Source organism: Lamprobacter sp. (assembly GCF_034860625.1).
Lineage (GTDB): Bacteria > Pseudomonadota > Gammaproteobacteria > Chromatiales > Chromatiaceae > Lamprobacter.
This window is the reverse complement of record NZ_JAYESN010000008.1, coordinates 74,612-85,674: the sequence shown is the minus strand read 5'-3', so window position 1 is coordinate 85,674 and position 11,063 is coordinate 74,612. Positions and strand designations below refer to the sequence as shown.

Here is an 11,063-nt window from a genome sequence, read left to right as displayed (position 1 = left end):
AGAGATGGCTACGCGATTCACCAGGTGCAAGCACGCCAGTGGATCTCGCCAGTGGATCGCGCCAGTGGATCTCGCCAGTGGTTCTCCACAGCCTCCAGTCCCTGAGCGCTTCATGCTAGTCTTTCCTTCCAATGTCAGCTTCTAACCCGCCGCCCCGTTCCGTTCGCAGCCCTAGCCAAGGCACAGGCTCTAGGCCAGCATCGCCTCAGACCCCATTGAGGCCCATTCAACGCCCGCCTGGAGCCGAGCAACCCTTGCATCGGCTTGACCATCTGTTACAGCGGCTCTATCGCCATCGCGGGCTTGATGGAGAACTGGATCATCGCCTCAGCGCTCTCCATCCGGTCAACCAGCTGCTGGGTATCGATGCCGCTGCCGCCTTGCTGGCCGACGACATCCAGGCCCAGCGCCAACTGATCATCGTTGGTGACTACGATGCCGATGGCGCCACTGGCACTGCCGTGGCCCTGCTGGGTCTGAGGGCGCTCGGCGCCGGTCCGCTCGATTCTTTGGTTCCGAGCCGTTTCGCCCAAGGTTATGGCCTCAGTCCCGCCGTCGTGGATCTTGCAGCCGAACGTCGCCCAGACCTGATCATTACCGTCGACAATGGCATCGCCAGCCACGCCGGGCTAGAGCGCGCTCGCGCGCTTGGTCTGCCGGTGTTGATCACCGACCACCACCTGCCCGGCGCGGAGCTGCCCGAGGCCGCGGCACTGGTGAATCCCAACCAGCCCGGCTGCCCGTTCCCCAGCAAGCATCTAGCCGGTGTTGGGGTGATGTTCTACCTGCTCATCGCCACGCGCGCTGAGCTGCGCCGCCGAGGCTGGTTCCAAGGGCATCGCCAAGAGCCCAACCTCGCCGAACTGCTCGATCTGGTCGCGCTCGGCACCGTCGCCGATGTGGTGACGCTCGATGCCAACAACCGCATTCTGGTCGAGCAGGGCCTGCGCCGCATTCGCGCCGGACACTGTCGGCCTGGGCTGCGGGCGCTGCTCGAGATCGCTGGTGTTGACTTAACGCGCACCAGCGCGCGCGACCTCGCCTTTGCCGCGGCCCCAAGATTGAATGCCGCTGGGCGCCTTGAAGACATGAGTGCCGGCATCGCCTGCCTGGTGACTGACAAGCCCATCGAAGCGATGCACCTTGCGCAACGCCTGCAGGCCCTGAACCAAGAACGTCGCGCCCTCACCCACAGCATGGGACTCGATGCCGAGCGTCTGCTCGCCGAGATCCTCGCCGAGCAGGCGCGAGATGCGCCCTCAGGCGGGCTTCAAGCGGGTCTCTGCCTCTTTGCCGAGGACTGGCACGAGGGCGTGATCGGCATCCTCGCTGCGCGCGTGCGTGAGCGCTGTCAGCGTCCGGTGATCGCCTTCGCTGTCGGCGGCGACGGTCTGCTCAAGGGCTCCGCGCGCTCGATCGAGGGACTGCATCTGCGCGACTGCCTGGCGGCTGTCGATCATGCCCATCCCGGCCTGATCACCCGCTTCGGCGGGCATGCCATGGCTGCTGGCCTGAGCCTCCCGCGGGAAGCGCTTGAGCCCTTTAAGCAGGCCTTCGCCGGGGCCGTCAGCGCAGCACTTGGACCCGATCCAGCGACCCCGGTACTGCACTCCGATGGCGCCCTCGGCCCGGCACTCCTGAGCCTGCCCACCGCCGAGGCGCTGCGCCTTGCCGCCCCCTGGGGCAAAGGATTCAGCGAGCCGCTGTTCGATGGCGAGTTTGCGATCAGCGCCCCGCGCCTGCTCAAAGATCGTCATCTCAAGCTGCGCGTGCGCCCGGCCCAAGGCCCGCCGATCGAAGCCATCGGCTTCAACCTCGCCGACCAACACCCCCGCGGGGCGACCCAAGCCCGGATTGCTTACCGCCTCGAGGTCAACGACTATCGCGGCCTTCGCAGTCCGCAGTTGCTGATCGAACAGTTGGTGCCACTCGCGGGATGAGACGCGGTCTGGGCTCGCCTTATTCAGATTCGCTGTCTTTTGACGATTTTGTGCCCTGCTGGTTTGCACCCTCATAGGGAAAATGGGCATGACCATAACGGGTGACCAAGACCGCAAGGGCCAGGATGAGCACGGCGGCGCTGGTGGCGATCAGCTGTATCTCGCTCATCGTCTTCATACCGATGATCATGTGGCGGGCGAGCGCAACAATGGCGATATAGAGCGGCATCCGCACCGGCAGTGCGCCAGACTCCAGATAGATGCCGACCATCGTCAGCACCTCGAGATAGATGAACAGCAGCAACAGATCGGCCAGGGTCACCTCGCGCGCCTGAACCATCTGCCAGACCTCCTGACCGCCAGCAACCAGGGTCGCGATGGTGATCAGCACCAGCCCAAGGATCTCAAAGAGACCGAGGGTACCCATGCCAGCACGCAGCAGCAGGCCACGGGCACCGGCGCGGGCTGGATCGTGCGAGGTTTGGGGATCAGCTGACATCTCGCCGATACTAGCCGAACCTTGGCTCGGATGGCACCCCCTCATCAAGCATTAGCCACAAAGCCATCCTGACTCAGCCAACAGCGGATGCGGGCTCCGGCTGATTTAACGCATACGCAAACCCAGCGTCTCGGCGGTACAACAGGACCCAATCCCATCAAATCACTGCTCAACAGCCCGCTTTGCCATGCCTGAACAGCCTGCCGCCGCCTTCAAAGACCTCGATCCTGAACTCTTGGGCGATGGCCCATCGAAAGGCCTGCGCGAGACGACTTTGCTCAGTCGCGATGCCCGCCTCGCCGGGCGCCCCAAGCTCTGCAGCGATTGCGGGCTCTGCGACAGCTTCCTGAAGCCTGAGATGGCCCGCACCTGCGTCTTCGTGCGCAATCAGACCGAGGCCATCGAGCAGCAGCTGTTCGGGCGCAACCGCCGCGACGGCGATGAGCTGCGCTTCGGCGTCTATCGCAAGATGCAGATCGCGCGGATGAAACCGCCCGTGCCGGGAGCGCAATGGTCCGGCATCGTCACCACACTGGGCGCCCAATTGCTCGAGCGCGGCGAGGTCGAGGCTGTGATCACCGCCGCCACCATGCCTGGCACCCGCTTTGCCCCGCGCCCCATCCTCGCCCGCACGCCGGATGAGGTGCGCGCCAGCGCTGGCAACAAACCAGCCCTCTCGCCCAACCTCGCGTTGCTCGACGAGGTGCGCGCGAGCGGCATCAAGCGCCTTGCCTTCATCGGCACCAGCTGCCAGGTACACATGCTGCGCGCGGCCCAGCCACAGCTCGAGGCCGAGCTTGGCTTGGAACGGCTGGACGTGATCGGCATCCCCTGCAGCGACAATGTCGCCTATCCGGATCTGGTCTATTTCTTGGAGCAAGTCTCCAAGTCGCCGCAGACCATCGTCCACTACGAGTTCATGCAGGACTATAGCCTGAAGATGCGCCATGAGGACGGCCAGATCGAGCAGCTCAATTTCATCGACTTCCCGATGGACAAGCTCAATGGGGTCTTCCCCTCGGCCTGCCTGTCCTGCTTCGACTATCCGAACAGCTTGGCCGACATCACGATCGGCTACATGGGCGCGCCGCTCGGCTGGCAGTGGGTGTTGGCACGAACCGAGCGCGGTGAGGCCTTACTCGAGCTGATCCGCTCGGAGCTGGAGTTTCAGCCTGCGAGCAGCGCCGGCGATCGCCATCGTGGCATGCCGCGCTATCTGCAGATGCTGGCCAACCCACCCGGCAAGCCACCGAAGCCGATCCGGATGCTGATCGCCTGGCTGCAGCGCAACCGTGGGCCTCGCGGGCTTGAGTTCGCCCGCGCCATCATCGAGATGAAGCTGTTCCGCAACCTACAGCATGTGCGTGAGCGCTTCGGACGTTTTGAGCAGCGCATCGTGCCGGCACATGTCTATCGGGCACTGGCGTCTTATGCAGACGACTACGCGGAGACCTTTGGCCGACCCTTGGCGCCAACGGCCGTAGCCGAGCGCTCCAGCAGTGGCCCTGAATCGGGCGCATGAGGCCGCGATTGACCCAGTGGCGCCCGGCGATCTCGGCATCGATTGCGCTCTTGATCTGCTGGTCCACCAGCCCAGACGCACAAGCGCCGCCGCTACCAACGGCCACCGACTTTGCTGCCGCCGACTTTACCGCCGCCAACCTTGACGCCATTGCCCAAGCGCGTCCGCTGGCCGGGCAGATCCAGGTCGAGGCAAGCACCGACCTCAAGCAGGCCCTTGTCGGTCAACAGATCGTCCTCCGCGTTCTCGCCACCGGCGAGGGTCCACAGCCGCCGGGCCGACTGATCCCGCCCAGCATCGAGGCTGTCGACGTTCTGCTCTTGGGGGAAGATCGCTGGGTCGCGCGCAACGCCGAGGCGACCCCTGGCCAGGATGCCAACGACGCCCGCGACTCCAAGCGCGAGCGCTGGGTCTTCGAGTATCGCTATGCACTGTTTCCTCGCAGCGCCGGACGCCTCCTAATCCCGCCCTTGGTCTATTCCGTCTGGCGCCCTGGCAGGAGTGCCCCCAAGACGTTGCGCTCCGAGCCCCTAGCGATTGAGGTCTTGCCGGCACAACCGCCACCCTCCGAGACCAATGCCGACAGGGCCGCTGACAGGGGCTGGCTGCCAGCCAAGGCGCTGAGTCTCAGTGAGGCCGGAGCAACCTCGGTCCGGTTAGCACCAGGACAGGTCATCGAGCGCATGCTGACCCTCAAGGCCGTCGGGCTGCGGGCTGAAGATCTGCCGCCGATCCAACCCTCGATCCCGTTTCCCCTGCAGGTGCGAGCGGACCCACCGCGGCTCTGGAACCTGCACGGACCCAAGGGCCTAACCGGCTATCGAACCGAGCGCATCACCCTGAGCACCTCCGAGCCTGGCCTCTATCAACTGCCGGCGATCAGCCTCGACTGGTGGAATGTCGAGGCCAGGCGTTGGGAGCAAGCGAGCACCCCTGAATGGCAGCTTGAGGTGGCGGCGTTCGATTCCGCCTCGCGTCGGCCAGCCCCAGACTGGCGTCGCGATGGGGACGCTGGCGCGCCGAGCGCAGATACTGCTCGATCGCCAACAGCCTCAGCGCCCAAGCAACCCTGGGGGCTGACCCATTGGCCCTGGGTGCTCGGGGGCTTCGGGCTGCTTCTATTGGCCTGGACAGTCGCCTGGCCAGTCGTGCAACGCTACCAGCGCAGCCGCAGGGGCCACCCTAGCGCCCGCTAGGGGCGAATGGAGGACTTGGGGATAGGTGTCAATTTCTCGTCAAGTTCTCACCAAGACGGAGGCGCAGCGCTCTATACTCCCTTGCTGGCGCGCCAACCGACTCCGGTGGTCACCGCGCAGGTTCTTCAGATGCTGCTTTAGGACATTTTGCGTTGAGTACGCCGAGAACACTCCTCGACAATGCCGCTCAGAAACTGCCGAGCCCCAATGGGGTCGCGCTCGCAATCATGGAATTGTGGGACGATGAAGAGGTCAGTATCGAGCAGCTTTCTCAATTGGTGAAGTCCGACCCCGCACTCTCTGGGCGGCTGTTGAGACTCGCCAACTCGGCCGCCACGGGCACACTGACCAAAGTGAGCTCTATCTCAGCCGCCATCGTCAAGGTTGGCATGAAGACAGTCGGTCAGCTAGCCGTAGCCTTTTCACTGATTGATCAATATCTTGACGATCATTGTCAGTCATTTGACTACAACCGATTTTGGTTGCAATGCGTCCTCATGGCCCTGATCTGCCGGGGGCTCGGCCAACAGACCGCGCTCGCACCCCCGGATAATCTGTTTTCCTGCGCGCTCATGATGCGCATCGGTCTGCTCGCCTTCGCCACCATCTATCCCGATGAGTATTCCAGTTTGCTCGACAGCGAGCCCGAGGACCTGACCGTCGCGGAGCGCGATCAGTTCGGGTTCGACCACAATGAGCTCTCGCTTGAGATGCTCTTGGATTTTGGTGTTGCCGAGGACATCGCAGGACCGGCGCGGTTTCATGAACGCCCCGATGTGTCTGGCCTAGCCGAGAAGTCGCACGACTACAAGCTTGCCCAGCTCTTCCACCTGGGTTACCGCTTGTCTGACTCGGTGCTGCGGGTGGGCCTGCAGATCACCCAGAAACGCATGACGACCTGGCCACAGGTGCGCCGCTTCGGGCTGACGGCAGATCAGATCGCCGAGGTGCTCGAAGAGAGTGCGACCGAGTGGGAAGACTGGTCGCAACTACTCAGGCTACCAGCACCCGAAGGCCGCCCACCACCCAGTGCGACCGAGTCTACACCCAATCCGGTCGAGCTCCGTGAACCACAGCCTGACCGGTCAACGGCCACTCAAGCGCTGCTCGACTCGGCACTCAACGTCGTGCTGATCAGCAGTGCTGGAGAGGCACATCCGCTGAATGACACCCTGAGCGAGCTGAATGTGGTCGCCTGGGTGTTTGAGGATCAAAAAGAGATGCTGCGGCGGGTGCTGGAGCTGCGGCCTCATTTGATCATCATGGACGACTATGGTCGCGATGATCTGCACGCCAAACGCGACAAGCTTTGTCGACTGATCCGCTCAACCGAGTGGGGACGGTCGATCTACATCATGGCGCTGTTCGGCGACAACGAGCATCACCGGATATCCGAGGCCTTTCGCTCGGGTATCGACGCCGCCTACCTGCTGAGCGAGCTCTCATCGCAAGCGCTCGACGCGCGACTCGAAGCCGTGCGACGGGCCGCGGACCAGCATTTCATCTACCAAAAGGACCGTGTCGAGCTGCGTCGCATCGCCAACCAGTTGGCCTTGAGCCAGCGCCGTGCCGAGGTCCTCTCGCTCACCGATGAGCTCACCGAATTACCCAACCGCCGCTCAGCCCTCGAAGACATGGCGCAGGCTTGGCAAAAAGAGACGCATCTCGAGCGCCCCATGTCGGTGATCATGATCGATATCGACCACTTCAAACGCATCAACGATACCTTTGGCCACGCGGCGGGTGACAAGGTCTTGGTGGAGGTAGCAGCAATCCTGAAACAGGATCTTGGTCAGCAGGAAAGGGTTTATCGCGTCGGTGGCGAGGAGTTCCTGTACCTGAGTAACAGCAGTAGCTTTAAGCAGCTAATCCTGAACGCCGAACGGCTGCGGCGCCGGGTTGCCGCCTTAGACATCCGCTTTCAAAACCAGCCCATGCCAGTGACCATCAGTCTAGGCGTCGCACAACGCTCGGAGGAGCATGCACGCTTTGATATGCTGCTTGTGCATGCCGATCAGGCGCTATACGCGGCGAAAACCGTTGGCCGTAACTGTATTAACGTCTACCGCAATCAGCAGATTGTTGCCTTGCCTCGACCTGGTGGGTAGGCTCCTTCAACGTCCTCTACAGGCTCATTGATCAGGGCCCATCGCAAATCATCGCCTCAGCAGGTCATCGCCTCAGGCCGCTGCCGGCTCTCGCTCAGACTCGATGAGCCGTTTCAGATTCCGCACGGTGCGGCGGGCGCCATCCTGGACCGCGCGTCGGATCAACTTCTCGAACGGGCGCATCATCAGGTCCAAGCGCCGCAGCTCGAAGGTAAACGTGAGCTGGGTCCGCGCATCGGTGTCTGGCGCGAAGCGATAATCGACGAGAAAACTTGGCGAGTCGCTTTCGAAAGTCAATCGCTGCGCCGGTTCCATCTGCGTGATATAGAACACAGACTCAGTGCGTCGGCCTTGATCAACACGAACCTGACGTCCAACACTGCCAACCCGGAGTGGCCCCTCGGTGGCGATCTGCAGCTCCTTGACCTCGGGCGACCAGCGAGGGTAATTCTGCGCAAAGTCCTCGGCGATGAAACGGTAGACCGACTCCGCGGGGCGTTCGATCTCGATGCTCGCTTTTACCTTGACCACGGTTGCACACCTCCGCTGACGTTCATCGCGCAGGCTACCAGAGGATGCCGCGCTTGTTTCACCAGGACCAGTCTCGGATGATAGGCACTGCGACCCCCTTTTTCCTGACTGAGTTCCTACGGATAAGCTCCGTGCTGAGCCTGGGGCGTCTATTGCCGTGAGGCCGATATTGAAGCACATGAAGCAACAGACCATCGACTCGACACCAACATTAGCCGGCTCCCGGCAGCATCAGTCCCCCCTTGACAGCCTCTATGATCTGATCACGGGGGATGAGGACGCCCGCGTCTGCAAGGATATCCCGAGCGAATCCTGCCGTGATCAACCGCGCAACTTCTTCGCCTACTTAGTTGCCAATCTCTTCACCAAGGTCGCCGATGAGCTAGCCAGCGCCAAGCTGGTGCTGCCCTGGCTGATGGGCTGGCTCGGCGCACCAGCGCTGATCGTCGGCCTGCTCGTCCCGATCCGCGAGGCCGGCGTGCTGGTTCCACAGCTCGCCGTTGCCGCTTATATTCGTCGCCTCGCGCTGCGCAAATGGGTCTGGATCATCGGCTCATTGGCCTCGGCCCTAGCGCTCACCTTGATGGCGTTCGCCGCTGCCAGCTTCTCTGGCGCAATCGCCGGCTGGGTCATCCTCGGCTTACTGGTACTGTTCAGCCTGATGCGCGGACTCTGCTCGGTCTCGGCCAAGGATGTGCTTGGCAAGACGGTCTCCAAGGCGCGGCGCGGCCACCTGATGGGCCTCGCAGCGGGCATTGCCGGCGTGCTGACGCTGGCACTTGGCCTTGCCCTGCAGTTCATCAACAAGGATGAGACCAGCGGTCTGCTGTTCATCGTTTTGCTCGGCGGGGCGGCGCTATTGTTCGCGCTTGCGGCAGCCGTCTTTGTGCTCATCCGCGAGCAACCAGGCGCCACCGAGGGGGGTGGCAACGCGATCACCGCCGCGCTCGAGAGCATCGGACTCTTGCGCACCGATCGAGACTTCCGGCATTTCGTGCTGGTGCGCACGGCGTTGCTGAGCGTCGCCCTCGCCCCACCCTTTTATGTGCTCCTGGCGCAGCAGGACAGCGGCGGCGATCTCGGCGCGCTCGGCCTACTGATCATCGCCAGTGGCTTGGCGAACAGCATCAGCGCACCGATTTGGGGCCGCTTTAGCGACCGCTCGGCACGCCTGGTGATGGTGACCTCGGCGGCCCTGGCCGGTCTGCTCGGCCTGCTCACCTGGGCGCTGGTGCAGTTCGCCCCTTCCCTGCTCACCGGGTTTGGCTTCAGCCTGCTCTTCCTCTTGCTGGGCATCGCGCATGCCGGGGTCCGTCTCGGGCGCAAGGTCTATCTGGTCGACATGGCCAACAACGAGACCCGCGCTTCGATGGTCGCCGTGAGCAACACGGTCATCGGTGTCGCCATGCTGGCCGGTGGTCTGATCGGTCTGCTCGGCGATCTCTATGGCACCGCCTTCGTGATCCTGGTGCTCGGCATCGCTTCGATCGCCGCTGCCGTCTATGCCCTGCGCTTGCGCGAGGTTTCAGAGCCTGACTGAGCGCAACCCAAGAGGACGGCAGAGACAGATGCCTCAGCCCAACCTGGCCGCACGCCGGCACCTCTATGCCGACCGTCCGCGCCGAGGGTCTTGGCACCAGCGATGGATGCGTCGTCTAGGTCTCGGCGTCAGCATCCTCGGGCTGTCGGCCGCTGGACTCATGGCGAGCAACTGGTGGCTGACCGGGGAGCCCTGGCCAGAAGCGGGCTGGCGCTGGCTGGAAACCTGGCTGGAAACAGGGCTGGATCAGATCGAGCCCGCGCCACTCAAGGCCGCGCTTGATCAGTCCGCCTTCACGCGTGCGCAACGCGCCGGTACCGAGGCCGCTTTCCAGGCTTATCTCGATCGCTGCAATACGCAGGGCTGCGCCTATCGTGTTCAGGCCGAAGCACAGCTCAGCAAGTTACGCCTGTCCGCTGAATTAGCCGTGCGTGAGGCGCGGCTGCAGCGTAGGACGGCCGACCTGAAGGCCTTTCATCAAGCGCTCCAGACCGATACCCAAGCCGCCTTCCAGACCTATCTCGACGACTGTGCTGGGCATAGCTGCCTGTATCGCGCACAGGCTCAGCAACGCCTCGATACCTTACAGGCGGAAGCCGATCGCTCAGAACGCCAGTCGGCGCTGACATTGAAAGCGACCGAGCAGGCCGCGCGCGCAACTGAGCTCGAGCAGCAGATTGAGCAACTGATGGCCAAGCTGGACCTGGCTGCCTTTGCCCAAGCTGATGAGGCAAATACTGAGGCGGCCTATCAGGCCTACCTCAAAACCTGCGCCGAGACCGGCTGCTGGAACCGCGCCCAAGCCGAGGCGCGCCTGGCGCAATTGACCGACCGCGCGCATCGCTTCGCCCAAGAGCCTGAGATGGCCGAGCTTAGAAAGGGTTGCTTCCAGATGGGCTTGCCAACCAACAGGGACCAGCATCGAGCGAATCGCCTGCAGAAGGTCTGCGTGGACGCCTTTAAGATTGCCAAACATGAGACGACCTTTGCGCAATACGACCATTTCACGCAGGCCACCGGGCGCGGTCAAGCCGATGACGAAGGACAGGGCCGAGGCCATCGGCCGGTGATCAATGTCAGTTGGGAAGAGGCGACGGCCTATGCCGCCTGGCTGAGTGAGCAAACCGGACGCCGCTACCGCTTACCGACCGAGGCCGAATGGGAATATGCCGCGCGCGCGGGTACGCAGACGACGCGTTTTTGGGGCGACACAGCGGATGCGGCCTGTCGCTTCGCCAATGTTCATGACCTGACCTCCATGCGCGAAAATAACCTGTCCGCGTCCCACCATGCCTGCGACGACGGCTACGCCAACACGGCGCCGGTCGGGCAATTCGAGCCGAATGCCTGGGGACTCTATGACATGCTGGGCAATGTGTGGGAATGGACTTGCTCAGCCTATGCTGGAAACGAAACCGCAACCGAGCAACGCTGCGTGCAAGCCAGCAATTCTGGATTTCGAGTCATTCGAGGGGGTGGCTGGCACAATGGCCCCCGACGCATCAGCGCCGCGGCGCGCAACGGGGTCTTGCCCGACCGGCGGTACGCGGGGCTCGGGTTTCGTTTGGCCGCGGACTAGATCGCTGGCCCCTGTTTCACTCCGGCCCTGCTAATCCGCTGCTCAAGCCTTGGGACCACGGCGGACATTTTCGACCATGAAGGCCAGATGCTACGCACAAAGGCGGCTCGGTCTCGCAAACCCGACCGAGCCGGCAATGCTTGCAAAC

The 11,063-nt window shown here is 63.2% G+C and carries 8 protein-coding genes; 6 read left to right on the top strand and 2 right to left on the bottom strand.

All coding sequences use genetic code 11. The features are described from left to right. Positions 1-131 precede the first annotated feature (131 nt). Positions 132-1,940, top strand: a complete 1,809-nt coding sequence (gene recJ / locus VBE63_RS03930) for a single-stranded-DNA-specific exonuclease RecJ (RefSeq protein ID WP_416274500.1) — start codon at positions 132-134, stop codon at positions 1,938-1,940. Between the two features lie 19 nt (positions 1,941-1,959). On the opposite strand, the gene VBE63_RS03925 is transcribed toward recJ, so the two are convergent. Then, entirely contained in the window at positions 1,960-2,367 is a 408-nt protein-coding gene (locus VBE63_RS03925) for a phosphate-starvation-inducible PsiE family protein (protein WP_323681691.1), read from the bottom strand. A 259-nt stretch (positions 2,368-2,626) separates the two neighbouring features. Here VBE63_RS03925 and VBE63_RS03920 point away from each other — a divergent pair, with 259 nt between their 5' ends. From VBE63_RS03920 to VBE63_RS03910, 3 genes are all read left to right on the top strand, one after another. Then, complete coding sequence (locus VBE63_RS03920) at positions 2,627-3,961, top strand: Coenzyme F420 hydrogenase/dehydrogenase, beta subunit C-terminal domain (RefSeq protein WP_323681684.1); 1,335 nt, start codon at positions 2,627-2,629, stop codon at positions 3,959-3,961. An 8-nt stretch (positions 3,962-3,969) separates the two neighbouring features. Then, complete coding sequence (locus VBE63_RS03915; protein WP_323681683.1) at positions 3,970-5,157, top strand: BatD family protein; 1,188 nt, start codon at positions 3,970-3,972, stop codon at positions 5,155-5,157. Positions 5,158-5,309: 152 nt separating this feature from the next. Next, positions 5,310-7,265 (top strand): diguanylate cyclase, encoded by a 1,956-nt coding sequence (locus VBE63_RS03910; protein ID WP_323681682.1) that lies wholly within the window; start codon positions 5,310-5,312, stop codon positions 7,263-7,265. A 72-nt stretch (positions 7,266-7,337) separates the two neighbouring features. Here VBE63_RS03910 and VBE63_RS03905 read toward each other — a convergent pair whose 3' ends face one another. Continuing rightward, positions 7,338-7,796 (bottom strand): SRPBCC family protein, encoded by a 459-nt coding sequence (locus VBE63_RS03905; protein WP_323681681.1) that lies wholly within the window; start codon positions 7,794-7,796, stop codon positions 7,338-7,340. Positions 7,797-7,974: 178 nt separating this feature from the next. Here VBE63_RS03905 and VBE63_RS03900 point away from each other — a divergent pair, with 178 nt between their 5' ends. Next, positions 7,975-9,336: an MFS transporter gene (locus VBE63_RS03900; protein WP_323681680.1), complete on the top strand. Its 1,362-nt coding sequence runs from the start codon at positions 7,975-7,977 to the stop codon at positions 9,334-9,336. Between the two features lie 28 nt (positions 9,337-9,364). Further along, positions 9,365-10,915, top strand: a complete 1,551-nt coding sequence (locus tag VBE63_RS03895) for a formylglycine-generating enzyme family protein (protein ID WP_323681679.1) — start codon at positions 9,365-9,367, stop codon at positions 10,913-10,915. Positions 10,916-11,063 lie beyond the last annotated feature (148 nt).